Consider the following 24,969-nt stretch of genomic DNA (forward strand, 5'->3'; position numbering starts at 1 on the left):
TATTTTTAAAAAATATTCTTTTCCTGATATTCCTTCAAATAATATTTCCAATTTTTTCCCCTTTCCATAAATTCCAGTAATTTTTAGAAATCTATCTGTATCTCCAACTTGAATTTTTTCCTCTGGAACTAATATTACAGGGCCTTCTGTAAACTGTATCTCCAAGATATCTTTTTTATCCGAAGAGAATTTTATGTCTGGCGAAATCCCACTTGATAAATTTTTTATTTTAAATGGGATGTCTTTATCATTCAGTTTAACTTTTAAAATTTTAGTTCCAAATGGAAAAAATGGAGAAAATTGAAAATCTATTCTATCATCGCCATTTTTTAATATTTTTAAATTAATTTTTCCATCCTGTTTTTTCAGATATAAGCTTAATCTGTTATCATTTATTTTAACATTTTCCACATTCAAAAATTTCCATTCCTCTGGAATCTGTGGATTGAAATGAACAACATTTTTTAATGAATCCACTGATAACCCCAGAAGTCCTTTTATCAAAGGTAATAAAAATCCATTCGATGAAAAACCCTGATGGGGAACAGATTCATTAAGGGGAATGAAATTTTCACCAGAGAAAACTTCATGACATCCCCCGTAAAAAAACATTAAATGATTCCTTATCGCTCCCTTTAAAAGAAAATAGGCAGAATAATTCTGATGAAATTTATACATTGAAAGAGAAACAAAACCTGTGATAAAAGGCCAGACAGCTCCATAATTATAATTCAGCGGATCATATATCTCATTGTACTTACTAAGAACCCTGCATCCCCATGAAGTTGAAATTTCTGATGAGGCCATTTTTTCTATAGTCTTTAATAATTTTTTTCCTTCAAGTAATCCAAAAGATATGGCAAGGGAAGGCCAAGGAGTTATTGCTGAAATTTTTTCTTCTTTTTCTCCGATTGCATATATATACGATTCTTTCTTGTCATCCCAGAATTTATTCTTTAAATTTTCTGAGGCTTTTTGATAAATTTCTTCAGCTTTGCTTTTTAAATCATTGTCTCCGATAATTTCAGACATCCTGATAAATGAATCAAGGGCTTTTACCCAGATTCCACCCAGATATACATCAGTCAAAACACCTATCATCTGACCAAATTCAAGAGCTCCCAGACCAGCTTTTTTATTATCCATAAGGCCATCACTGTTTTCATCTGTTGAAATACACCAGTGAAAAGCCTTTTTTATAGATTCCCAGCTTTCTTTCAGAAACTCTACATCTCCAGAAGTTCTAACATAATCATAGAATGACCAAATATAAAATGGAGTTGTATCCGCATGAATAAAAGCATATGGATATTCTTCAAACCACTTTATCATTCCTGCAGACTGGGATATCTCATGGGTAATTTTCCCATCCTGTCTCTGATATCTCTTAAAAAATTCAAGAGATTTTTTTACAGGCATAAAGTTTCCAAAAGAATTTAAAGAAAATGAATTTATAAACGAATCTCCTCCAAAATACCATCCAAACCCTGGTCTACCGCTTCCTCCAGAGGCTCCAAAACCTGCCACCAGAGCCTCGCCTAAATCTGGATTTTCAATAAAAAGAGAATCAAGAGCAAGCTTAGCAAGGAGAAAGGCAAGGTTTAAATCTTTATCAGGAGTTTCTATTCTGAGAGCATTTTTATTAAAATTATCGTAATAATTCAGATTCTCTTTATAAAATTTCTCTGGTTCATTTATCAATTCTTCGTAAAATTTTCTTGCTTCATCCCTTGTATGCATTCCTCCTGTAATTGCTACTGGAATAAAATACTCTCCTTTTAAATTCGCAGGCAGTTCAATCTTAAACTGATAGGGTGCATCAGAAAATTGATGAGCAGGAGGTGACGAAATCCTTATTCCTGAGGGAGAGCCAATAACCGCATTAAATTTTCTTCTGCTTTCAGAAATTATGTATGCATTTAATTTATCATCCCAGAAACAATACTGTCCTCCTAAAGATCCAGGCCACATAGGTTGTAAAACCGGGATAAAATTAACTATCACTGTCAAAGGCCTGACCGTATAAAAATTCAATAAAATTATTGCACCTGGAAATGATTTTGGAACAATGAAAATCTCTTTAAGGGTAAAGTATTGATTGGCATAGGTTAATATTTTTACTTCTGGAGTTGTCTCAAATGTCTTTATGAATTTTTCTCCAGGTTCAGGATTAGCTTTATCAGGGAAAACAAAAGATAGCTCAAAATCCCTCAGTATCTTAAAAGGAAACCCCCAGACTTCAAAATTCCCATTTTCATACCCCAGTATTGCAAATTTTCTTCCTATCTGGTCAAAATAATTATTCCTTATAATATTTCTGCTAAAGTACAGAAAGTCCTTTTTTATTTCAAAAGTTTTTATGAAATTCTTCTCCAATTTAGTTTGGACTTCAGTGCATTTTAGTGTCATGTCACTTAATTGCATTTCGTTATTTTTATCAGTGTGCTTTATGAGAAACTGATTGAGAGGGAAGAAATTTATGGGACAGCACACTAAAACGAAAGCTGGCAAAAGAGAAAGAGAAAACATTAAAAAAAATATAACTGGAATATTTTTTTTAAATCTTATCTTATATCTAAAATTCTTACTTACATTGGAATACATATCCATGAAGCTTATCTTAATCTAACTATTTTAATTGAGTCAAGAAATATGAAGTGCGTGAAAATAGTCTCCTATATATTCATTTTGATGCGAGGAGATCTGAGCGAAGGGGATGGTTGACCCCTTTTAAAAATACTATTTTTTCAAAGGCACTTGACAAGAAATAATTTATTAATTAAAATTATTTTTAATTAAAAATGATTATAAATAAATTAAAAAGGATAAACCTAAAGGCAACTCCTCAGAGAATTGCCATCGTGAAATTTTTAGAAGGTAATACATCCCATCCCTCAGCTGAGGATATATATAATGCAATATCAAAAATATATCCATCAATTTCTTTTGCTACAGTTTATAATACACTGAAAGCTTTACATGAAAAGGGAGAGATTCTTGAGCTTAGTATTGACCCGGAAAGGAAACGATATGATCCAAATGTAACTCCTCACAATCATTTTATATGTCTCCTCTGTGGCAAAGTTGTTGACATCTTTAATGATGTGAATGTAAGTTTAAAGCTTCCTGGCTACGAGATAAAGAGTAAACATGTAGAATTTCATGGTTTCTGCCCTAAATGCAAAGAAAAAAGGAAATGATAAATTGAATATAATTTTTTTAGGAGGATTAAAATGAAAAAAATGACTGAAAAAAATTTAAGAGATGCATTTGCAGGTGAAAGCCAAGCTCATATGAAGTATTTAATTTTTTCTGAGATTGCTGATAAAAAAGGACTGACAAACATATCTAAATTATTCAAAGCTATAGCTTTCGCAGAATTTGTCCACGCAAAAAATCATTTAAAAGAACTTGGCGAAGCCAAAGATACTATTAACAATCTTCAAGCTGCAATCGATGGTGAAACTTATGAAGTAACAGAAATGTACCCTGCATTTAATGAAACAGCAAAATTCCAGGAAGAAAAAGGAGCTGAAAGAAGCACTTTTTATGCCCTTGAAGCAGAAAAGATTCATAAGTACATGTATGAAAAAGCAAAAGATATTGCATCAGCAGGAAAAGATATCGAACAAAAAGATATTTATGTCTGTTCTGTATGTGGACATACAGTAGAAAAAAACTTGCCGAATAAGTGCCCTGTATGCGGTACTGCCTCTAAATCTTATGTTAAATTTTAAAAAATATCCTATGATTTGACATCTGTGTTATAATAAAAAGCTTTTTTAAGAGGAGGGAATAATGGGTAAAGAATTGCTGGACAAATTAAACGAGGCTATCTCAAGCGAGATGCAAGCGAGCATTCAATACATGTGGCAACATGTAATGTGGGCTGGAACCAAAGGTGCTGCAGTAAAGGATGATTTTAAAAAAATTGCTATAACAGAGATGAAGCACGCTGAAGCAATTGCTGAAAGATTATACTATCTTGGAGGAACTCCAACTACTGAACCTGCACCCATAAAATTAAGCAAAAAATTGGAAGATATGGTTAAAGACAATGTTAAAGCTGAGGAAGAAGCAATTTCAATGTATAAAGAAATAATAAGATTGGCAGAAAAAGAAGGAGACATAACCACTAAATTTCTTTTCGAATCTATCCTATCAGATGAAGAAGATCATCATGACTACTTCACTACTCTTTTAGAAGAATAACAATTAATTTAATTATAATACTTAATTTCAGAGGGAAGGATCTCTAATTCCATGATTGAAGAGAAAAAAATCCCCCTCACCAACCTCTCCCCTTAGGGGAAAGGATTTAGGTGAGGGGGACTCAAAAGTTTCATAGAATTTACGGATAAAGTCGATCCTACCCCCTGTAATTGCTATCACGGAAAAAAAGAGATGCTTACGTTTCAGACTTTCTATTTAATCAAATCTTTTAGTATTGTATGGCATTAAAGAGTAATTTGAAAGTGCCGTGCGATTGAGCATGGTGCAATACATCAAATCCTATCAAGATAACATTACCTTTTTCATAGGGAACATCAACAAAAGTGCTTTTTCCAAGAATCATTTTTTCTTCTTTTACAATTCCACTTAACAATGAATTGAATTCAGGGAATTTCATGACTGAAGTACCTTTTTTAACTTCAAAGACTGGCTCCTCATTGTAAAAAATAGAAATCTCCTTAGGCAATCCAAATGCTACTGGAGTCGAATGAGTCAACTCATTAATAAAAATTGAGCCAGGGCAGAAAAAACTTCTTTGATTTCTCGGCTTCTCCAGCTCTTTTTTCAATGCATTTGAAACATCTATCCCAAAATATTCGATAGGAAGATCAGAAGAACTACCGATTGTAATTAATTTTCCTCCGTTTCTTACAAAATCTCTTATATTAATTGTGCCATCAATTCCAATACCTCCTGCATATTCTGGAGACACTTCTCCCTTATCCTTTCCCTCAAGAATTATTTTTAATGGCATGGGTGGAATGATTATTACATCAAACTTTTCTGCTAAATTTCCTGCCTTTATTTCGCTGTTTTGTACAACTTTGAACTCAAAATCAAATTTTTCAAGGACAAATCTGAGCCATCCCTCATCCATATTTGGAACGAATGACTGATACACTCCTATCCTTTTATTTTTCATCTTTAAAGTTTTTGTCCTTGGTAATTCATCTGTTCCAAGAATTTCAACTGGTATGCTTTTTGTAAAATCTATCAACAATTTATCCACCTCACCTTTATTTAGAATAATAACAGTGCCGCGATTGAATTTCTCTCCTGAAACAGAAAATTCATTCAGAGCTATTTCAACATTATAATTTTTCTTAAGAAGCTGATTAATTAGGGTTGATTCCTCGTTTGTCTGATTTTTCAACAGAAAATATCTCTTTCCTTTAATCTTTATTTTTCCGTGCAAGCTATATCCATAGGGTAAAATTTGGAGCTCAGCACTGAAAGGTTTTTTAATTTCAATACATTTAACCCCCATCTGTAGAGGAAGTGTCCAGGTAGACTCATCATATGGGTATTCCAATCTGCCACCACCTAAATCCCTTGCAGGGTATTGCTTCATTTCCAGAAGGTCTTTTATAAATGATCGATATGGCTGGGAGAGAGGAACTATAAATGTACCGGAAGGAAATTCAATTCCATCTGCTTCAAACTCTTTCTTTGCTTCATAAACTTCTGCTCCACCTCTTTGAAGAACATTTATCAATTTTATCGCTGTCGGCAAATCTCTCTGATTTTTTGGAATAATGTAAGCATATGGAGGCTCTGACTTTCCTTTTTCAATTTGATTCAATGCAAACCTATAATAATTATACATATATTTTTCTTTATCCTCAGAAATTCTCCTTAATATTGAATCCGCAAAAATCTCTTCGTACTCAATTATATCTTTCAATCTCCACCATCCTCCTTCCCATGGTTCCAGATATGAAGATTGAATATCCATGCTATATATTCCCCTTCCTCTATCCTGAAGGTCGCTTTTTCTCAAAAATAAAGGAGAGGCAAGGTTACATGAGGCAGCCTCTGTTAGAATTCCGATTGCATTGTGTCTTATAGGAGCTGCTCTATTTGCCATGTTATACCAGCTATCAAAAATCATATTGGTTGCAATTCCTTTTTTCCCTCTTTTAGTAAATTCAAAGGCAGCTTCTGAGCAAAGAAGATTTAACTCTCTTAGGAGAAGAGGTTCAATGTTGGGATTTGTCGGATCATAGTAAGGTGGGATAAAAAGCCTGGGCCCTCTCTGTCCCATTTGATGAACATCCCAGACTACTATAGGGAAAAACTCTCGATACAATATTTTTGTCCACATTTCAGTTTCTTTTTGGGTGATCATAAACCAATCTCGGTTATTATCATGTCCTGTATAGTAATGGTAGAGCCAGGGCATGGAAGAAGCCTCATACTGGGTTCCCAAATTCCTGTAGTACCACTCTACAACCATATCAATTCCATCTGGATTTACTGACGGAACGAGTAATAAAACTGTATTGTTCAAAATCTTTAAGACCTCAGGATCGTTCGAAGAGACAAGTCTATATGCAAGCCTCATAGAAAACAGTGTTGAAGCAATTTCAGTAGAATGAATCGCACAAGATATTGCTACAATTGCTTTTCCTTCTTTTATTAAAGATTCAACTTCTTCCTCAACAGTCTTTCTTGGATCCTGAAGTTTTCTCTGAATTTCTTTAATTCTATCTAAATTTTTTAAATTTTCAGAACTTGAAATAACTGCAAAAATAAACCTCCTGCCTAAAGTCGATTTTCCAAGGTCAATCACTTCAATTCTATCTGAGGCTTTATCCAGGCTATCAAAATAGTCAAGAATCTGATTCCATTTAGCAAGCTTAAAATCTTCTCCAGGCTCAAACCCTAAAATTTCTTTTGGTGCAGGAATTTTTTCATCAGAATAGATTAAAATTACTGTCAGAGTAGCAATAAAAAGAAAAAATAGTTTAAAAACAGAAACTTCTCTCTTCATATTCTCCTCCAATTTGATAATCTTTTAGCCAATTTTTATAAGGATGGGGAGACCTGATTTAATCAAATTAAGAATTTTCCATTTTTTGCAATGAAGCGACCCTTAGCTTTTATTGTAACTTTTTCTACAAGAGAATCATAATGATGTTTTGAAGAATTTTTACCAAGGCCATATGAATCGCCAATTGCTACATGTATTGTTCCAAATGCCTTTTCTGCTTCGAGCATATTAGGGCATATCTTTGCTTTTTTGTTTGTTCCAATCCCAAATTCTCCTACTATGAACCCTGAGGGATCATCTCCGATATTTTTGATAATATCCAATATTCCTTTTCCGCTCCATCTGATTAGTTTTCCTTCCTTAAATTCCATAATTCCTTTTCCTATCTTATTATCTATAAGGCTTACCACCATCTTTCCATTAAAAGTTTCCTCTACAGGGGCAGTGTAACACTCTCCAGCTGGAAGATTTCCATGTTTTCCTTTCTGAGATATATCTCCGTTGTCATTTTCCCATTTCCTTCCTTTTACTGAAAACTCTAATCTTGTTCCAAATGGATTCTCAATCACTACATCTTCTGCTTCTCTCATCGCATCAATTATTTTTCTTGTAAACTTATCCATCTCTTCAAAATCAATATTTACAAGCCTTTCCATCATCTCTTTTGTTATACCTGGCATCATACATATTCTTCCGTATTGAGAACCCATCTTAACCATAAATCCTCTGAATGGCTTCTCTTCAATTCTACTATCGAGCAAATAGGCAGTAACATCCGCTATCTTAATTATTTCTTCAAAAATTTTTGTTTCTTTTTTTATGGGTCTTAGGGTTTCTATCATTAAATAAGTTGTTATCTCTGCTTTCTGTTTTTTAGCCCAGTATGCTAAAGCTTCTGCAATTTCCATTTTTTGTTTATCTGTAACTAATAGAAAATTCTCTCCTTCCTTTATCTTAAGGGCATGGACAACTGCCTTTTCCGCAGCTGATAATAATTTAGAATGACGCATTATTATCTCCTCCACAATATGACCTTATTGGATTATATTGATTTAGAAACATAATTTCAACCAAGAAGTAAGCATTTTTTCTATTAACTTAATAAAAATACATTGCCTAAGTAAACATTTTTCAAGCCATTTTTTTCTGCGATTTCTTTTGCTTTGAATGCCTGCATTCTTGATGATCTCAGAAGGTCGTAAAAGAAAAAATGAGGAGAGAACCCAAGGAGAACATAGGGAATATCTCTGTCAAGGTCTGAAATGAATTTTGAAATTTTATATATCTCTTCTTCATCTATGTATCCAGGGATTAAGAGTGTGCTTGCAATCAAACCCTTCTTCAATCCGTACTCTTTCTTTAATTCAGCCAACATCGAAAAATTTTCAAGAGTCCATTCATTGTTCGTTCCACATAAAGCATAATTCAATTTAGTATCAAAAGTTTTGATATCAAATTTTATCCATCCATTACTACTCCAAGAAATCTCTGCAATTTTTCTTGCAATTTTTGAGTTCATTGAACCATTTGTCTCCCAGCAAATAGTTGCTTTTTTATTTTTTAATATTTCCCTTGAAGCTCTTATTGAATGAACAATTTGAGGGGTTGGATCTCCTCCAAAATAACAGACGCAGAAAGTATTTTTATCGATCAAATTTTTAAATTCCTCAGATGGAATAGTTTTAGTTCGATATCTTGAATTTTTAAAGTGCCAGTTCTGACAGAAAAGACAGTTAAATGAGCAGGATCTATAAAAAACTGCAAGATTTTTCATTCCAAATTTTTTAGTCCCTTCACAAACTTTATCAGCAACGCAATTGGTTGGAAGAGGATCATAATAATAGTCAAGTGTTCCTAATTCTAATGATCCGCAATATCCTGACTCATCCTTTGAGAAAATACACTGATTGACACAAACCTTACATTTCTTTCCGCCTTCTTTTTTCGGTGGAAAAGGAGGAAGATTAAATTTTTTTCTCGATTCTGAATGGGCTCTGTCAATTAAAGGTTTTACTCTCTCAAAATTATTTCTTATACAATCCAGGCACAACTTTAAATACTCAGAAATTATAGGTGACTCTCTTCTGCAATTTAAACAAATCGCCATTTTAATTATCTCTTGAGCAGTCAAAGTTTCTGGAAAGAGAAATTTTTTTAAAGAATTTTTTTGATATAATGGGACTCAAGAACACGGAATTAAATGAAGAGAGCAGCCATCTTCTGAGCGACATATCTCCGAGTATTGTGGCACTTAAAAGGTAATTTTTTATTTTAAGTGCCACAACTTTTTTCTTTTGATTTTCATGCGAGGAGATCTGAGCGAAGGGGATGGTTGACCTCTTTATCATAGCTTGGTCACCTTTGCTGCCCAAATTATTAACTAGCTTTTTTAGAATCTCTATAAACCCAGATAGATAAAAGAACAAAAAATATCAAACTTAAAATTTCTCCGTAATCTGTAAACCATTGATAGGGGGTCCCTTCAATCCATCTTCCATCGCTGAAAATAACAGGAACTCCTATGGATAAAACTCTATCAGCATTAAAAAGCTTTAAAACTGCTCCGATAATTCCCATTAATGCACCACCTGCAATAAATCCAGAAGCAATTAACGTTCCCCTTTCTTTTCTCTTTTCAGATGTATCTTTTTCCTTTGATGACTTTCCTACAAGATAAGAGACAAGACCTCCGATGAATAATGGAGTATTCAATTCAAGAGGAATGTACATACCCAAAGCAAAAGCAAGGGCAGGGACTTTTGACATCTCTATTAGTAAAGCAACGACTCCGCCAGTACCGTATAAAATCCAGGTGATCGGCTCTTTTGCCATTAATGAAGAGATTATCGCTGCCATCAAATTTGCTTGAGGTGCTGGAAGTATACCACTTTTAAATGAATAAGTTTTTTCAAGCAAAAATATGGCAATTCCCACAACCAATGCAGCTATAAGAGTCCCAGAAAACTTATATCTTTCCTGATTCCTTGGTGTAGCTCCGAGCCAGTATCCTATCTTCAGATCTGTGATAAAACTTCCTGAAATGGAAAGAGCTGTGCAAACAACTCCACCGATTAGAAGAGCAACAGCCATGCCTTCCTTTCCAGAAAGACCAGCTCCAATCAATACCACAGAACTGATTATCAGTGTAACAAGAGTCATTCCTGAGACCGGGTTTGTTCCAACTATAGCTATTGCATAGGCAGCAACAGTTGTAAAGAGAAAACTAAGAATCACACAGATTAAAACGCCTAAAATTGCTATTTTTGGGTTTGATAGATGGTTAAAGAAAAAGAAAATCGAAATTGAAGCAATAATTAAACCTATTAAAATTGTTGACATCTTCAGATCAACGTTTGTTCTTTCAGTAAAACTTTCCTTCTTTCTGCGCTTAAAAATTTCTTTTATTCCCAGAGAAAAAGCATTGATGAGAATCGGCAGAGATTTTATTATGCTAATAAATCCAGCAGTAGCAATTGCTCCTATTCCGATTTTTTGAACGTAACTTTTAAAAATCAGAGTCTCATTCATCAAAGAAATTGGTATAGTTCCTGGAAACACAGGCTCTGGGAGAAATTTTCCTAAATACCATATAAGAGGAATGAACACAAAAGTTGAAAGAAGGCTTCCAGCCAGTATGACGGCAGAATATCGAAGTCCCACTATATAACCAAGCCCAAAAATAGCGGCTAAAGCATCTATTTTAAGCATCATTCTTGCTTTTTCTGAAAGCTTTCTCCCAAATTCTACCCACTGAAAAGTTATCATCTCATTCCATAATTTCATCGATGTGGAAAGAAAATCATAAACTCCTCCTACAATCATGCTAACTACTAAAACTTTTGCTTGAGCTCCTCCAGCCTCTCCTGCTACTAAAATTTCTGTTGTGGCTGTTGCTTCTGGAAAAGGGAGCTTTCCGTGCTGTCCCATGCAGAAAAATTTTCTAAGGGGGATCAGGAAAAAGACTCCGAGGCAACCACCAAGAAACGAAGCTAAAAAAATGTAAGAAAATTTTGCATCCAGATCAAGAATGAACAAAGCAGGAGTTGTAAATATTGCTCCAGCAACCACAGCTCCTGATGCAGAGCCAATCGATTGAATAATGACATTTTCCAGGATTGTGCTTTTTCTCTTAAACCAGTTTGCAAAACCAACAGCAAGAATAGCAATCGGAATCGCAGCTTCAAAGACCTGACCAACTTTCAAACCAAGATAGGATGCTGAAAAAGTAAAAAATAGAGACATTATAAGACCCAATGTAACTGAACGGATGCTTATCTCATGAATTAATGATTCAGAAGGGACATAAGATATATATTTCTCTCCTGGCTTAAGCTCCCTGTATGCTTCTGGAGGTAAACCTTTTTTCTTGTTTTCCATTTTCTCCTTTTTACAAATTTAGTAACACTTCCCAAATTTTTTTAATAGCACAAATTAAATTAATATTTTTCATTTTTAACTACCCTAAAAATTTATTAAAAAAATTGGGAAGTGTCCCTAATTAAAATCTTCCGAGTATCTCATCAACGGAAGTTTTATAAACTTCATAATTCAATTTCACCTGGAGTTCTTTCTGTATTCTTGCTAAATAAGCCTGGTAAAATTTTTTCTGTTCTAATTCTTTCAAAGTCTTCTTTATTCTTTCTTTTTCTTCTTTAAAAGCATTCTTATCCAATTCCTTTTTTTCGGAGACTTTCACGATAAAATATCCATTTTCATACTTTAATGGCTGAGAAACCTCTCCTTTGTCCATTACAAAGAGTCTTTCTTCAATTGAAGGAATTGTTCCAATTCCTTCTAAATAATCTCCTCTTTTGAAATCTTTTTGATAATATTCAAAATTGTATTTTTTAACATCATTTTCGAAAGATTCAGAATTTCTTACTACTGTAAATAATGAATTTGCCCTTGTCAGAGCGTGATCATCCTTTAATTTTTCCATCAGGTCAATTTTTACTTTTTCTCTCACTTCCTGGAATGATGGATCTCTTTCCTTTTGAATCTCTTTGAGTTCAACAACTACAGCTCCATTAAAAGTAAAAAATGGCTCGCTTATCTCGCCTTTTTTTATTTGAAATAAAGTATTGCTTATGTATCCTGAAGGATCTATCTCCTCTAATGAAGCACCTTTTGTAAGATAAGTTGTCCAGTTTATTTTAATTCCTTTTCTTTTTGCAACTCTTTCCAGGCTCTTTTCTTTTCTGGTCTCTTTAAAAATTTCCTGAGCTCTCTTTTCTCCCAATTCCTGAGCCTTCTGATAATGGAGAATTTCTTTTATCTGAAATTTAACTTCCTCGAATGGCCGTGTCACTGGAGGAATTTTCTCTGTGATTTTTAAAATAGAGTACCCATGTTCTATCTCTAACACTTCTGAAACACCACTTTCTGGAAGATCCATTATTCTTCTCTGCTCTTCTGAAGAAAGTTGATGCCACTCAGTATATCCCCAATCTCCTCCTGAGGAAGCCTTTTCATCCTCGGAGAAAATCTTTGCCAGACTTGAAAAATCCTCACCTTTTTTAACTCTCTCATAAAGCTCGTTTGTCTTATCTTTGATTAAATCCAGATGTTTATCATCTTTTTTCAGAAATATTCGAGAAACTCTTATTTTTTCAGGAATCTGGAATTGTTCCTGATTATCCTCATAATAAGAAAGTTGCTCACCCTCTGTAACATCAATCTCTTTTTTTAAGTCCTCAAAATTTAAGAGCACATAAATTCCTTTTCTCTTTTCGGGAATTCTAAATTTTTCTTTATTAATTTTAAAGCATTCTTGCACTTCTTTCAGAGAAGGCTCATTTTCAAGAATTATTTTACTTTTATCTATCTTAGCATATTCCATTCTGATTGTTTCTTTTTCTTTTTTAAACTCGTTCAAAATCTCCTGTTCAGAAATGGGGATGCCGGATGAAATTATTTCCGAGAATTTTCTCATCAGAGCTTCTTTTCTTACACTATTTTCATACTCCTTTATGGAAATTCTATTGTAGGCTAAGATTCTCTGATACTCTTCAAAACCGATGAATCTTCCATCTTTCTGAAATAGAGGATTATTTAAAATTGCATGTTTTATTTCTTCCTTTGTTACAGAAATACCCATTTTCTTAGCAACCTGAAATACTATTTCTTCCTGGATCATCTGGTTTAATACCTGCTCAGGAATTCTTAATTGTTCGATAAGTGATCTTTTCAATCTTCCTTTATAATTTCTTGATATTTGTTGAAGTTGCGAAAGGAGACTATATTTAAAATCTTCTGTTGTTATTTTTTTCTTTCCTACAACTGCAAGGGAATTTTCTGACTGATTAAAAGATAATCTTCCGCTTCCCCAGCTATAAAAAATGAAGAAAATAAACGAAGCTATTACAATCCATAACGATACTGAAAGGGATTTCAAATTTCTCCTCATTGCCTCAAGCATTTAGCTATTCCTCCTTACTCCAAGAGAACTTTATATTACACATCCATAAATTAATCAAGCTACTAAAATAAACTTGATAATTTAAAGATTCTTCAAGTATCATAGGACTGTGAAAATTTCATTAATTTCTATTACTCCAAATCCAGAAAAGGTTATTGAATTAGCCGGCAGAACCTCATATCTTTCTTTTGACAAGTATACAGAATTTCCAATTTTAGAGGCATCTCCTGAAAATTCAAGAGAATTCAAAATCTTCCGAACCGAAGATTTTCCTGAGTTAAAGAACTTGAATGAAGGAGATGAATTTTCCTTTGAGAAAAAGAAGTGGAAAATTCATAAAAAATGGAGAAACTCCGCGGAGAAATTTATAAAAATGATAATAAGAAATGGACATCTCTCCGTTCTTGAACATGCGTACGCCACATTCAGAATTTCCGGCGGATCAAGAAGCTTTACCCATCAGCTTGTGAGACATCGATTGGCTTCCTATACACAACAAAGTCAGAGATATGTTGATGAGGAAAATTTTAATTATATCATACCTGATTCTATTAAAAAAAATAAAGAAGCTAAAAAAATTTACAATACTTTTATTGAACAATCACGAGATTCATACAAAAAATTGAAAGAATTGGGAATTCCAAAGCAAGATGCAAGGTTTGTATTGCCAAACGCAATTGAAAGCGAAATAGTTGTTTCGGCTAACTTTAGGGAATGGCGTCATATAATAGATTTAAGGGGCAATTCTAAAGCCCAGTGGGAAATTAGAAAAGCAATTATAAAAATCCTGAAAATTTTAAAGAAAAAAGCTCCCATTGTTTTCGATGACTACATTTTAGATGAAAAAAAGATACTTATAACAAAGAAAGAACAAAGAATAATTAAATCTGAGGTAGAATAAGGTAATTATTGTATTTTATTTTGATAAGATTAAATAAATTTGATATAATTTATTTTTAATAGGAGGAAAGATGAAGCAGGGCATTCATCCAGAATATGTCGAATGTGTGGTTCATTGCGCATGTGGAAATACTTTTATCACCCGTTCGACAAAAAAAGAGATAAGGGTGGAAATATGTTCCCAATGCCATCCCTTTTTTACGGGTAAACAGAAACTCATCGATTCAGCTGGAAGGGTTGAAAAATTTAAGAAAAAATATGAAAAAAGAAAAACTTTAAAATGATAGAGCATTTAGAAACAATAGAAAAGAAATATGAAGAAATAATAAATAAACTGAGCCTTCCAGAAATATTTACAGACAATACAAAATACGTATTTCTTTTGAAAGAAAAATCCTATCTCGAACCTATAGTTAAAAAATACAAAGAATACAAAGGCCTTTTGAAGAGAAAAAATGAAGCCCTTGAAATAGTCGAAGATCCAAATTCAGACCAAGAATTTAAAAAGTTAGCCAGGGAAGAGTTAAAAGAAATTGAAAAAATAGAAAATAACATAACAAAGGAATTGAGAATGTTGCTAATCCCAAAAGACCCGAATGATGAAAAGAATGTATTTCTTGAAATAAGAGCAGGTGCAGGAGGTCATGAAGCCTCTCTTTTTGCTCAGGAACTTTTCAGAATGTATACTAAATTTGCAGAAAAAAATAACTGGAAAGTGGAGATATTAGATGAAAGCCTTTCAGAAATAGGAGGAATAAAAGAAACGATAATCTCTGTCTCAGGAAAAGATGTATGGAAAAAATTGAAATGGGAAAGGGGAGTCCACAGAGTCCAGAGAGTTCCAAAAACTGAAACATCAGGAAGAATTCACACATCAACAGTTACTGTAGCTGTTCTTCCTGAAGTAGATGAAATAGAAGTCAATATCAACCCAAAAGATTTAAGAATAGAAGCTTTTGGAGCATCTGGACCTGGCGGTCAGAATGTAAACAGGAATTATACTGCAATCAGGATAACTCATATTCCCACAGGAATTGTTGTAAGCTGTCAAGATGAGAAATCCCAGCACAGAAATAAAGAAAAAGCATCAAGAATTCTTCGGTCCAAACTTCACGAGATGGCTTTAAACGAGCAACAGGCAAAAATCTCTGAGGATAGAAAAAAGCAGGTTGGAAACGCAGAAAGGGCTGAAAAAATAAGAACCTACAATTTTCCCCAGGGGAGAGTAACTGATCATAGAATTAACCTCACTCTCCAGAAACTACAAAATATCCTGGATGGAAATCTTGATGAAATTATAGACTCCCTTTCAGAATTTTATAATTCAAAAGCTTTAGAAGAAACAATCGCAATACCTGCATAAATTCTTCTTCTATTCTCCATCAAAGATGACATCCATTGCTGATTTTTTAGAATCAGCTTCAAGCTATTTATACCAGGATAATCATCTTGCCTCAAGGAGAGAAATAGTTCAAATAATTTCGTTTGTGCTAAATAAAAGTAAGGAATATCTTTATGCAAACATGGAAAAAGATTTAAAAGAAACGGAGATGGATAAAATCTTGAAATTTATTCAAAAAAGAAAAAATGGATTTCCGTTACAATATATTGTAAAGAAACAGGAATTCTGGTCACTGGATTTTAAAATTTCAAAGGGTGTTTTTATACCAAGACCAGAGAGTGAATTAATAGTTGAAAAAACAATTGAATTATTTGGCAAAGAAGAAGGGATTATTGTAGATGTAGGAACAGGATGTGGAAATATTGCGATATCCATTGCCAGAGAATTGCCCAAAGCTAAAATAATAGGAATTGATGTGTCATTGAAGGCAATTAAATTCGCCCAAATAAATGCTAAATTGCATAAAGTCGAAGATAGAGTTGAGTTTTTAAAGGGAAGATTTCTGAAACCCCTGGACGAAAAAGAATTTTTAGAAAAAATTGATATAATTGTATCCAACCCTCCTTATATCTCTCCCGAAGAATGGAAATCTTTACCCTCTGAAATTAAAAAATTTGAACCAAAAAGAACTCTTGTATCTTCAAATAATGGATTATCTTTCATTAAAAAATTAATTAATGATTCTTCTATTTATGTAAAAAAAGGGGGGTATCTCATTTTCGAAATAGGAAATGAGCAAGGAGAAATCATTAAATCTTTTTTACCAAACCAATGGAAACTTTTAAAAATAGAAAAAGATTTAGCTAACTTCCCTCGGGTCATTATTTTAAAAAAGCAAATACATTAAATAGGCCTCTGAAAAAGTAATTTCGTATTAATAAAATAACTTTTTAAAATTTGATAATTTACATTGTAGATATAAAAGAGATCTCCTTAAAAATTAATTGACTTTATCTTTTCAATAATAAGATAATAAAAAAATGAAAATAGAAAGAGTAACACTAATCGAACCAAAATCCAGTAGTTTCAACATCTATACTGGTACTAAAATTCTCAGATTGGGACTTCCAATAATTTCTTCAATATTAAAAGAAATGAGAATCGAATCTAAAATTTATTATGAGGAGATTTCTGAGATTGACTGGGAAGAGATAAAAAAATCAGATTTAGTAGGAATCTCTACGATTACATCTACATCAAACGAAGCCTATCAAATCTCCGATAGAGTTAAATCTCTTGGAATTCCAGTAGTTATGGGAGGAGCCCATGTAACATTCTTACCGGACGAGGCTCTTGAGCACTGCGATTTTGTTATACGGGGAGAAGGGGAAGAAACAATAAGAGAGCTAATCTCAGCGTTAAGAAATGATGGGACACTGGAAACTATAAAAGGACTTTCATATAAAAATGAATTGGGAAGAATCGTCCATAATCCTCTTAGGCCATTGATTACCGACCTCGATAAAATTCCTTCTCCTGATTTTTCCTCAATAGTAAACTTCAAAAAAATTCATACCATTCCAGTTTATTTTTCAAGAGGGTGTCCATATCTTTGTGAGTTTTGTTCTGTTACATCTTTATTCGGAAGAAAAATCAGAATCAGAAACATAGAAAATGTAATAAGTGATATAAAAAAGTTTTATCCTGAAAGAAAGAATTTTTTCTTCATAGATGACAATTTTGTTATTGATCCGGAGAAGACGAAAGAACTTTTAAAAAAAATAAAAGAAGAGAATCTGAAAATAAAATGGTCAGCTCAGATAAGAGTGGATGCAGCAAAAGACGAGGAACTCCTCAAGATAATGAAAGAATCTGGATGCGTTTTTGTGTATGTTGGATTTGAATCGATAAACCCCGAATCCTTAAAAGGAGTAAAAAAGAACCAACTTGTCTCAGAGTATAAAAATACTGTAAAAAAATTGAGAAGACATAAAATAAATGTTCATGGAATGTTTGTTTTTGGCTTTGATGAGGATGACGAATCTATCTTTTCAAAAACATTGAAATATGTTTTAAAAATTAAAATGACAACCATTCAATTTCTAATTCTCTGCCCGATTCCCGGATCTAACCTATATAAGATTCTTAAAGAGAGAGCAAGAATTCTATCATCAGCTTGGAATAGATATGATGGCCATTTTGTTGTATTCAAGCCACTAAAAGTTTCTGCATACAAATTACAAACCGAAACAATCAAGGCAATGAAAAAATTCTATTCTCTTCCTCAGATAATTAAGCTATTTCTGAAAATTAGATTCTCAAAAAATTATTTTACAACTATCTTTTTAAGAATCTATGGCAATATCCTCGTAAGAAAATGGATCAGGAATGACTTAAATAAGAATTACATAAAACATTTGAAAGAGTCAAGTTCGTAAATTAATTCTTATTTTCTTAAATGGAGAATCTAATTCCAAAAGGAGTAGCAAATAAAGTTTTAAGTGTTTTTAATCTTCTTTCAAAATTGATTGCATTAAAAAAAATAAACCCAAATATAATTACAATCTCAGGGATTCCCATAAATATTTTAGGAGGATATCTATATTCAAAAGGATATGTGCAAATTGCAGGGCTTATTGTATTATTGGCTTCTTTTACCGACATTTTAGATGGTCAGGTAGCAAAATTATTAAAAAAAGAATCAAAATTTGGGTCGGTTTTTGATTCCACGCTTGATAGATACAGTGAAATTATTATCTTTACAGGATTAATCCTTTTTTTTATAAAAAGATCTGAAAATTTATATTCCTTTTTAACATTCCTTGCCTTAACCGGATCAATCATGGTCAGCTATGTCAAAGCAAGGGCTGAAGGTGCCGGAATACCGATCAGCGGAGGATTTTTCAAAAGAGCTGAGAGAATAATTCTCCTCAGTGTTTGTTCAATTTTAGGAATTGATGTCTTGAAAATTTTTCTGTATATTATCACATTCACAACTCATTTAACTGCGGTTCAGAGGTTAATTTTAGTATATAAAAAAGAGAGGATAGAAACTCTGAATAGAAAGGAGGAGCAATGGGAAAAATAAAAGTTGCAATAATAGGTGTTGGAAATTGTGCTTCTTCTCTGGTGCAAGGTGTTGAATATTACAAAAAAGTGGAAAAAGATGTTTATATACCTGGGCTAATGCATACCAATATAGGAGGCTATTATGTTAAAGACATAGAATTCGTAGCTGCTTTTGATGTTGATAAATCCAAGGTGGGAAAAGATTTAAGTAAGGCAATTTTTTCTCCACCCAATAATACCAAGAAATTCTCAGAAGTACCTAAATTGAATGTAAAAGTTAGAAAAGGAATTGTCTTGGACAGTATCGGAAAGTACTTAAAAGAGGTAGTCGAAGAAGCCTCTGGAAAAACCGAAAATATCACAGAAATATTAAAAGAAAGCAAGGCTGAGGTTGTAATAAATTTTATTCCTGTAGGGAGCGAGAAAGCAACAAAATGGTATGCAGAAAAAATTCTTGAAGCTGACTGTGGAATGATTAATGCAATTCCTGTATTCATAGCAAGCAATAAGGAATGGCAGAAAAAATTTAAAGATAAGGGGCTTCCCTTAATTGGAGACGATATCAAAAGTCAATTGGGAGCTACAATACTTCACAGAACCCTTGTAAATCTATTTATGGATAGAGGTATGATTATTGACAGGACCTATCAAATCAATTTTGGAGGGAATTTAGATTTTTTAAATATGCTTGAAAGGGAAAGATTAACTTCAAAAAAGAAGTCAAAAACCAATGCTGTCCTTTCACAATTTAAAGCTCGAAAGATAAAGTTCGATGAAGAAAACCTGCACATAAGTCCAAGCGACTATATTCCATGGCTTAAGGATAATAAAATATGCTATTTAAGAATCGAAGGAAGACATTTTGGAGATGTTCCCATGACTCTCGAATGTAAGCTCTCAGTAGAGGATTCTCCAAATTCAGCAGGAATTGTAATAGATGCGATCCGTATTCTAAAACTTGCGTTGGATAATGGCATAGCTGGAGTTCTTGAGGGACCATCAGCTTATTTAATGAAATCTCCTCCTGTTCAATATGATGACCAGGAAGCAAGAAAATTAACAGAAGAATTCATCAATAAATACAGTAAAAAGTCATCATAAATTTGAAACAAAATACTTCTCTTTTTCCTTTAAAAAATATTGTTTTTTTATTTATAAAAAATGATATACATTAATTTTAAAAAATGAAATTTTCATATATCGCTATAGAAGGACCTATGAAGACAGGGAAATTTAAGCTTGCAAATATTCTTGCCAATGAATTTGATGGAGGTGTAATACACGACATAGTTGACAATCCTTTTCTTAAAGAATTTTACAAGGGAAAGGAAAATGTAGCCTTGCTAACTCAACTTGTATTTCTTATCAATAGATACAATCAGCTAACCGAACTTTTTCAACAAAGACTTTTTGAACGAACCATTGTGTGTGACTACATTTTTGAAAAGGATAAAATTTACGCTTATCAGATTTTATCGGATAACGAGCTGGAAATATACAATAAAATATTTGATATATTTTGCAAAAGGGTTCCCAAGCCTGATTTAGTGATATACTTGCAAATCTCCGATGAGAATTTAATTAAAAGAATCAGAAAGAGTAGAAACCAGTATGAAAGATACATATCCGAACAATATCTCAGGGATATAAACGAAGCCTTTAATTATTTTTTCTTCCATTATACTATCTCTCCTCTATTGATAATAAACACTGATGAAATAAACATAGATGAAGATAAAAATTTAGATATCCAGGGAATTAAATCAGCAATAGAAGAAATTAAAGGCGGAGTAAAAATTTATGTCCCAAAATAAGAAATGTTATAATTAATAAAAATGGAAAAAATAAACTCAGAGAAAATAACCGTACCGTGTATAATCGAAAAAAAGAAAAAAGGAGAAAAAATTGTTTGTTTAACAGCTTATGATTATCCTACAGCAAAACTCCTGGATGAAAGCGAAATTGATATTATACTCGTTGGTGATTCAGTAGGGAATGTCATCCTTGGTTACAGCAGCACAATCCCTGTTTCAATGGAAGAGATGCTCCACCATACTAAGGCAGTGGCAAGAGGAATAAAAAATTCACTTTTGATAGCAGATATGCCTTATCCTTCCTTTCATATAAAAATTGAAGACTCAGTTAAGAATGCAACAAGATTTATAAAAGCAGGAGCTGAAGGAGTAAAGATAGAAGGGGGTAAAAAAAGAGTCCCTGTGATAAAGGCTATGCTCGACGCTGAGATCCCAGTCATGGGACATTTAGGCTTGACTCCCCAATCCATCCACAAATTTGGTGGATACAAAGTGCAGGGAAAAGAATTCGATGATGCAAAAATTCTTGTAGAAGATGCTCTAATTCTTGAAGAAGCTGGAGTATTTTCAATTGTTCTTGAATCTATCCCATTGGAATTAGCAGAGATAATAACTAAAAAATTAAAAATTCCCACAATCGGTATAGGAGCAGGACCTTACTGTGATGGACAGATTCTTGTCTTTCATGACCTGGTTGGACTTTCGCCAGGTTATCTTCCGAAATTTGTGAGAAAATACCTTAATCTTCAGGAATTAATTTCAAAAGCAATAAGAGATTATTCAGAAGATGTAAAAAATGGAAAATTTCCCGGAGATTCAGAATCTTATCACCTGAAAGAAGAAATAAAAGAAAAATTGATGAAGATAAATCTATGGAAACATACAAAAAGATAAAAGAGATAAAGAAGAGGATTCAGTTTGAAAAAAATAAAAGAAGAACAATTGGATTCGTACCTACGATGGGATACCTTCATGATGGTCATATTAGCCTTATAAGAGCCTCAAAGAAAAGATCTGATGTTACTGTAGTTTCCATCTTTGTAAATCCTACCCAGTTCGGCCCATCAGAAGACTTTAGCCAATACCCAAGAGATATAAACAGAGATAAAACTATTCTTGAAAGAGAAAAAGTTGATTTACTTTTCTCGCCATCGGTAGAAGAAATGTATTTTGAGGATTATAAAACATATGTTGAGGTCACTGAATATCAGGATAAACTGTGCGGTAAATCAAGGAAAGGGCATTTTAGAGGAGTAGCAACAATTGTCCTGAAACTATTCCACATAATTACTCCGGATATTGCATTCTTCGGACAAAAAGATGCCCAGCAGGCATTGGTAATAAAAAAAATGGTAAAAGACCTCAATTTAGACATAAAAATTGAGGTTCTTCCTATTGTAAGAGAAAAAGATGGGTTAGCACTGAGTTCAAGAAATACTTACCTAAACGAGGAAGAGAGGGTCTCGGCAGTGGTTCTTTATAATAGCCTTTTAAAAGCAAAGGAATTAATAAAAAAAGGAGTTAGAAACTGCTCTGAGGTAATTTCAGAAATGGAAAAGATAATTCTTTCCTCCCCTCATACGAGAATTGACTACATTGAGATAGTTAATGATAAATTAGAGCCTTTGGAAGAAATAAATCACAATTTCCTGATTGCCCTTGCAGTTTACATAGGAAAAACAAGATTGATTGATAATATGATGGTAAAAAAGAAAGGGCGTTTTTTTAAATTTATAATCTGATTGGACTTCTCAAAAATTTAATATAAACGCATTTAATTCTGATGCATTCCTGCCCCCTCACCCCTCCCTCTCCCCTGAGGGGAGAGGATTGAGGTGAGGGGGAAAACGAGTAAGGCGTAACAAATATTAGTGTGTTCGTATTAGTATTGTAAATTAATTTTTTATAACTAAATAACTTCATTACGATCATTAAGAGACACTATAACAGGAGAGATTTTTTTTGCATCGTTTTCGTTTAAGATTGCATAAGAAGCTATTATGACCCTGTCTCCAGGAGAAGCCAATCGAGCAGCGGCTCCATTCAAACAGATGGTCCTACTTCCCTTTTTCCCTTCAATTACGTAAGTTGTAAACCTCTGTCCATTGTTAACATTATAAATCTCAACCTGTTCATAGGGAAGAAGATTAGCCTTTTCCATCAATTCTTTGTCGAGTGTTATGGAACCCTCGTAATAAAGATTCGTCTCAGTAACAGTACCAAGGTGTATTTTAGATTTAAGCATTATTTTTAGCATTCCTATTTCCTTTAAAGTGAAATTATATTATATAAAATTTTACATTATTTAAATTAATAAAACAACTCTACTACATCCCCCTTTATCTTACACCTTGACGAGGCTTATTTTCTAAAATAGAATTTTTTTGTTACGAAACAAAATGAATTCAATAATAATAGCCTTCGAAATTACAAATCTAAACATTTCCAGGGAGGGGAAGAGATGAAAAAATTTATTAATCTTTTATTTGCGCTTATTTTAATCTTTCCTCTGTTTTCAGATAAAAAACCAATGGAAATTGAGGATGTATTAAAAATAAAGAGTGTATCAAACCCAAGAATTTCTCGAGAAGGAAAATTTATTGTTTTTGAAGTCCGCGAAGTCCTCATGGATAAAAATGAATACAATTCAGATCTGTATTTAATTAATTTAGAAAATATCCAGATCATAAGATTAACTTATGACCTAAAAAATGATTTCTATCCAAGATTTTCACCTGACTTGAAATATTTAGCATTTTTATCTGATAGAGAGGAGAAAAACCAGATTTTTCTTTTTTCTTTAAAGGGAGGAGAACCATTTAAACTCACAGATTCAAAAACAGGGATTACCTCATTTGCCTGGACTACGGATGGTAATTACATAATCTATCGAGCTCCAGACCCTCCAACAGAAGAGGAGGAAAAGAGGAAAAAAGAAAAAGACGACGCAATCATTGTGGATAAGGACTTAAAGAATAACCATTTGTGGAAAATCAATATAGAATCGAAAGAAACAAAGAAAATAACAGATGGAAATTTTAATGTAAATTCATTTGAAATCTCTCCTGATGATTCAAAAATTGCCTTTACCGCTTCTCCAACTCCAAAAGTTGCCGATACTCTCGAAACAGAAATCTATATCATTCCAATTGATGGAGAAAAACCTGAAAAGATAACAGATAATAAAACTTCAGAATTTAACTTAGTTTGGGATGATAATAATCAATACCTCTATTTCTTGGCAAACAGTAATGAATTTCTGAAATATCCTGGCCAGGGAAAAATATTTTCATTAGAATTGAGCACACGGTTACCAAAGTGCCTAACAAAAAACTTTTCCGGCGATATCTTATCATTTATCCTTAATAAGAATAAAGGCAACATAATTTTTGTGGCCCATGAAGGAGTAAACCAAAACCTCTACTCATTTTCCCTTACAGGCAATACAATTACTGAATTTTCTAAAGGAAATCATGTAATTTCATCAATCAACTATGTAAACGGAGAGGTCCTAACTTTTATCCTTCAAGATCCTGAAAATCCTGGCGAAGTTTTTATTTCTAATGTAGAACACTTCAACCCCAAGAAACTTACTGATTTAAATGCCTCCATCAAAGATTTCAATCTTGGAATTTACAAAACTGTTAAATGGAAAAGTAAGGATAAAAAAGAAATTGAGGGTTTATTAGTCCTTCCCCATGATTATGAGGAAGGTAAAAAATATCCTTTAATCGTTCAACTTCATGGTGGCCCTGCCTCAGCATATCTCAATTCTTTCTCATCAAGTTGGTCCACATATGTAAATGTTCTAACTGGAAAAGGCTTTACAATATTCCAGCCAAATTACAGAGGCTCAACAGGGTATGGCGATGATTTTATGAGGGAGATAGAAGGGAAATATTTTGATAAAAGTATAGACGACATAATAACTGGAATTGACCATCTCATAAGTAAGGGAATTGCTGACGAAGCTAAAATAGGAGTTATGGGATGGAGTGCGGGAGGACACATGACAAACTGGTTGATAACTCATTTTCCTTATAAATTCAAAGCAGCTTCTTCCGGAGCCGGCGTTGCTAACTGGGTCTCCCTTTACAGTCAGACTGATATTCAATACACAAGGGAACAGTATCTTCTTGATAAGCCATGGAATAATTTAGACCATTACATAAAATATTCCCCTTTAACTTACATAAAAAATGTAAAAACTCCAACTTTAATCTTGTTTGGAGAAAAAGACGAAAGAATCCCAACTCCCCAAGGCCAAGAGTTATACATGGGGCTTTTGAAGAATGGAGTGCCTGTGGAATTTGTAATTTTTCCGAGAGAGCCCCGTGGACTTAGAGAGCCAAAACATCAAATCTTTAAAATGAAAAAGGAATTGGAATGGTTTGAAAAATGGATATTAAAAAAATAAAAT

Annotated in this window: 21 protein-coding genes; 14 read left to right on the plus strand and 7 right to left on the minus strand. The window is 33.1% G+C overall.

Features of this window, described 5'->3' with window-relative positions; all coding sequences use genetic code 11:
- A partial coding sequence (locus AB1410_03140) for a GH116 family glycosyl hydrolase (GenBank protein ID MEW6455695.1) occupies positions 1-2,604 on the minus strand: 2,604 nt, incomplete at its 3' end.
- Positions 2,605-2,801: 197 nt separating this feature from the next.
- Here AB1410_03140 and AB1410_03145 point away from each other — a divergent pair.
- Genes AB1410_03145 through AB1410_03155 form a run of 3 tightly spaced genes read left to right on the plus strand, consistent with a single transcriptional unit; the run spans position 2,802 to position 4,212 of the window.
- Complete coding sequence (locus tag AB1410_03145; GenBank protein ID MEW6455696.1) at positions 2,802-3,200, plus strand: Fur family transcriptional regulator; 399 nt, start codon at positions 2,802-2,804, stop codon at positions 3,198-3,200.
- Between the two features lie 33 nt (positions 3,201-3,233).
- Complete coding sequence (locus AB1410_03150) at positions 3,234-3,737, plus strand: rubrerythrin family protein (protein MEW6455697.1); 504 nt, start codon at positions 3,234-3,236, stop codon at positions 3,735-3,737.
- 58 nt (positions 3,738-3,795) lie between these two features.
- Positions 3,796-4,212 (plus strand): ferritin-like domain-containing protein, encoded by a 417-nt coding sequence (locus AB1410_03155; GenBank protein MEW6455698.1) that lies wholly within the window; start codon positions 3,796-3,798, stop codon positions 4,210-4,212.
- A gap of 229 nt (positions 4,213-4,441) precedes the next feature.
- Here AB1410_03155 and AB1410_03160 read toward each other — a convergent pair whose 3' ends face one another.
- The 5 genes from AB1410_03160 to AB1410_03180 all read right to left on the minus strand — a co-directional run bounded on the left by AB1410_03160 (position 4,442) and on the right by AB1410_03180 (position 13,424).
- Positions 4,442-7,006, minus strand: coding sequence for a M14 metallopeptidase family protein (locus tag AB1410_03160; protein ID MEW6455699.1), 2,565 nt, complete (start codon positions 7,004-7,006; stop codon positions 4,442-4,444).
- 62 nt (positions 7,007-7,068) lie between these two features.
- Positions 7,069-8,016, minus strand: a complete 948-nt coding sequence (locus AB1410_03165) for an aminopeptidase (protein MEW6455700.1) — start codon at positions 8,014-8,016, stop codon at positions 7,069-7,071.
- A gap of 83 nt (positions 8,017-8,099) precedes the next feature.
- Entirely contained in the window at positions 8,100-9,113 is a 1,014-nt protein-coding gene (locus tag AB1410_03170) for a radical SAM protein (protein MEW6455701.1), read from the minus strand.
- Positions 9,114-9,382: 269 nt separating this feature from the next.
- The gene (locus tag AB1410_03175) at positions 9,383-11,383 is read right to left on the minus strand and encodes an oligopeptide transporter, OPT family (GenBank protein ID MEW6455702.1); all 2,001 of its coding nucleotides are present in this window, start codon (positions 11,381-11,383) and stop codon (positions 9,383-9,385) included.
- A gap of 121 nt (positions 11,384-11,504) precedes the next feature.
- Positions 11,505-13,424 (minus strand): SurA N-terminal domain-containing protein, encoded by a 1,920-nt coding sequence (locus AB1410_03180; protein ID MEW6455703.1) that lies wholly within the window; start codon positions 13,422-13,424, stop codon positions 11,505-11,507.
- Positions 13,425-13,533: 109 nt separating this feature from the next.
- Between AB1410_03180 and thyX the strand changes: the two genes are divergently transcribed.
- The 10 genes from thyX to panC all read left to right on the plus strand — a co-directional run bounded on the left by thyX (position 13,534) and on the right by panC (position 22,291).
- Complete coding sequence (gene thyX, locus AB1410_03185; protein MEW6455704.1) at positions 13,534-14,325, plus strand: FAD-dependent thymidylate synthase; 792 nt, start codon at positions 13,534-13,536, stop codon at positions 14,323-14,325.
- 70 nt (positions 14,326-14,395) lie between these two features.
- Positions 14,396-14,608 carry a 50S ribosomal protein L31 gene (gene rpmE / locus AB1410_03190; protein MEW6455705.1) on the plus strand — a complete coding sequence of 71 codons (213 nt, stop codon included), beginning with the start codon at positions 14,396-14,398 and terminating at the stop codon, positions 14,606-14,608.
- The gene (gene prfA / locus AB1410_03195; GenBank protein MEW6455706.1) at positions 14,605-15,687 is read left to right on the plus strand and encodes a peptide chain release factor 1; all 1,083 of its coding nucleotides are present in this window, start codon (positions 14,605-14,607) and stop codon (positions 15,685-15,687) included. The genes rpmE and prfA overlap by 4 nt, the downstream gene beginning before the upstream one ends.
- A 25-nt stretch (positions 15,688-15,712) precedes the next feature.
- On the plus strand, positions 15,713-16,573 hold the full coding sequence (prmC, locus tag AB1410_03200) for a peptide chain release factor N(5)-glutamine methyltransferase (protein MEW6455707.1): 861 nt from the start codon (positions 15,713-15,715) through the stop codon (positions 16,571-16,573).
- A gap of 133 nt (positions 16,574-16,706) precedes the next feature.
- Positions 16,707-18,104, plus strand: coding sequence for a radical SAM protein (locus AB1410_03205; GenBank protein MEW6455708.1), 1,398 nt, complete (start codon positions 16,707-16,709; stop codon positions 18,102-18,104).
- Positions 18,105-18,124: 20 nt separating this feature from the next.
- Positions 18,125-18,754, plus strand: a complete 630-nt coding sequence (locus AB1410_03210) for a CDP-alcohol phosphatidyltransferase family protein (GenBank protein MEW6455709.1) — start codon at positions 18,125-18,127, stop codon at positions 18,752-18,754.
- A complete protein-coding gene (locus tag AB1410_03215) occupies positions 18,742-19,836 on the plus strand; it encodes an inositol-3-phosphate synthase (GenBank protein MEW6455710.1) in 1,095 nt (364 codons plus the stop codon). Before AB1410_03210 ends, AB1410_03215 begins: the two co-directional genes overlap by 13 nt.
- Positions 19,837-19,919: 83 nt before the next feature.
- Entirely contained in the window at positions 19,920-20,549 is a 630-nt protein-coding gene (locus AB1410_03220; GenBank protein ID MEW6455711.1) for a deoxynucleoside kinase, read from the plus strand.
- A gap of 21 nt (positions 20,550-20,570) precedes the next feature.
- Positions 20,571-21,443, plus strand: a complete 873-nt coding sequence (panB, locus tag AB1410_03225) for a 3-methyl-2-oxobutanoate hydroxymethyltransferase (GenBank protein ID MEW6455712.1) — start codon at positions 20,571-20,573, stop codon at positions 21,441-21,443.
- Complete coding sequence (gene panC / locus AB1410_03230; GenBank protein ID MEW6455713.1) at positions 21,422-22,291, plus strand: pantoate--beta-alanine ligase; 870 nt, start codon at positions 21,422-21,424, stop codon at positions 22,289-22,291. Before panB ends, panC begins: the two co-directional genes overlap by 22 nt.
- Positions 22,292-22,458: 167 nt before the next feature.
- On the opposite strand, the gene panD is transcribed toward panC, so the two are convergent.
- Complete coding sequence (gene panD, locus AB1410_03235; protein ID MEW6455714.1) at positions 22,459-22,806, minus strand: aspartate 1-decarboxylase; 348 nt, start codon at positions 22,804-22,806, stop codon at positions 22,459-22,461.
- Positions 22,807-23,010: 204 nt separating this feature from the next.
- Here panD and AB1410_03240 point away from each other — a divergent pair, with 204 nt between their 5' ends.
- Positions 23,011-24,966 carry a S9 family peptidase gene (locus tag AB1410_03240; GenBank protein MEW6455715.1) on the plus strand — a complete coding sequence of 652 codons (1,956 nt, stop codon included), beginning with the start codon at positions 23,011-23,013 and terminating at the stop codon, positions 24,964-24,966.
- The last annotated feature ends 3 nt before the right edge of the window (positions 24,967-24,969 follow it).

It is taken from the genome of Acidobacteriota bacterium (assembly GCA_040756905.1).
Taxonomy (GTDB): Bacteria; Acidobacteriota; Aminicenantia; order JBFLYD01; family JBFLYD01; genus JBFLYD01.

Excerpts from the sequence above, each read along its gene's own strand:
- panB (MEW6455712.1), top strand. The coding sequence starts at position 20,571 with ATGGAAAAAATAAACTCAGAGAAAATAACCGTACCGTGTATAATCGAA.
- panD (MEW6455714.1), bottom strand. The coding sequence starts at position 22,806 with ATGCTAAAAATAATGCTTAAATCTAAAATACACCTTGGTACTGTTACT.
- AB1410_03205 (MEW6455708.1), top strand. The coding sequence starts at position 16,707 with ATGAAAATAGAAAGAGTAACACTAATCGAACCAAAATCCAGTAGTTTC.
- prmC (MEW6455707.1), top strand. The coding sequence starts at position 15,713 with ATGACATCCATTGCTGATTTTTTAGAATCAGCTTCAAGCTATTTATAC.
- AB1410_03160 (MEW6455699.1), bottom strand. The coding sequence starts at position 7,006 with ATGAAGAGAGAAGTTTCTGTTTTTAAACTATTTTTTCTTTTTATTGCT.
- AB1410_03150 (MEW6455697.1), top strand. The coding sequence starts at position 3,234 with ATGAAAAAAATGACTGAAAAAAATTTAAGAGATGCATTTGCAGGTGAA.
- panC (MEW6455713.1), top strand. The coding sequence starts at position 21,422 with ATGGAAACATACAAAAAGATAAAAGAGATAAAGAAGAGGATTCAGTTT.
- AB1410_03220 (MEW6455711.1), top strand. The coding sequence starts at position 19,920 with ATGAAATTTTCATATATCGCTATAGAAGGACCTATGAAGACAGGGAAA.
- prfA (MEW6455706.1), top strand. The coding sequence starts at position 14,605 with ATGATAGAGCATTTAGAAACAATAGAAAAGAAATATGAAGAAATAATA.
- AB1410_03175 (MEW6455702.1), bottom strand. The coding sequence starts at position 11,383 with ATGGAAAACAAGAAAAAAGGTTTACCTCCAGAAGCATACAGGGAGCTT.
- AB1410_03215 (MEW6455710.1), top strand. The coding sequence starts at position 18,742 with ATGGGAAAAATAAAAGTTGCAATAATAGGTGTTGGAAATTGTGCTTCT.
- rpmE (MEW6455705.1), top strand. The coding sequence starts at position 14,396 with ATGAAGCAGGGCATTCATCCAGAATATGTCGAATGTGTGGTTCATTGC.
- AB1410_03145 (MEW6455696.1), top strand. The coding sequence starts at position 2,802 with ATGATTATAAATAAATTAAAAAGGATAAACCTAAAGGCAACTCCTCAG.
- AB1410_03180 (MEW6455703.1), bottom strand. The coding sequence starts at position 13,424 with ATGCTTGAGGCAATGAGGAGAAATTTGAAATCCCTTTCAGTATCGTTA.
- AB1410_03240 (MEW6455715.1), top strand. The coding sequence starts at position 23,011 with ATGAAAAAATTTATTAATCTTTTATTTGCGCTTATTTTAATCTTTCCT.
- AB1410_03210 (MEW6455709.1), top strand. The coding sequence starts at position 18,125 with ATGGAGAATCTAATTCCAAAAGGAGTAGCAAATAAAGTTTTAAGTGTT.
- AB1410_03170 (MEW6455701.1), bottom strand. The coding sequence starts at position 9,113 with ATGGCGATTTGTTTAAATTGCAGAAGAGAGTCACCTATAATTTCTGAG.
- AB1410_03165 (MEW6455700.1), bottom strand. The coding sequence starts at position 8,016 with ATGCGTCATTCTAAATTATTATCAGCTGCGGAAAAGGCAGTTGTCCAT.